Source organism: Algoriphagus aestuariicola (genome assembly GCF_017254835.1).
In the GTDB taxonomy this organism is placed as follows: domain Bacteria; phylum Bacteroidota; class Bacteroidia; order Cytophagales; family Cyclobacteriaceae; genus Algoriphagus; species Algoriphagus aestuariicola.
In genome coordinates this window covers 1-389 of record NZ_JAFKCW010000028.1, presented here as the reverse complement: position 1 = coordinate 389, position 389 = coordinate 1, and the positions used below count along the sequence as shown (strand labels likewise).

The window sequence follows — 389 nt, the reverse complement described above, 5'->3', positions numbered from 1 at the left end:
CGCCTTGACGAAAACCCCTACTCCTACGGATTACAGCCAATTGGATGAGGTGATCAGTTACGAGCTGGTGGTTACCAACTCAGGCAACGTGACGTTGACCGGCGTTGCGGTAAGCGACGTGGGCACGGGCCTTGACAACCCTCAGGTAGGCACACTGGCACCTAACCAGAGCGCCACGGTAACGGGCAGCTATACGATCACGCAGACAGACATTGACAACGGCAGCTTCGTGAACACGGCTACGGCGACGGGTCTGGATCCTAACAGCGGAACGCAGACCGCTACGGCGACGGCGACGGTGACTGCGAACCAGACACCTGCTTTGGATCTGAAGAAAACAGCCAGCCCGCATACCTACAGCCAGGTGGGCGAGCAGATCAGCTATACCC

Annotated in this window: 1 protein-coding gene; it reads left to right on the top strand. The window is 58.4% G+C overall.

Annotated features, from left to right (window positions below; genetic code table 11):
- The coding region (locus tag J0A67_RS23535) for a CLIPPER-2 domain-containing protein (protein WP_241265310.1) at positions 1 to 389 on the top strand (389 nt) is incomplete at both ends.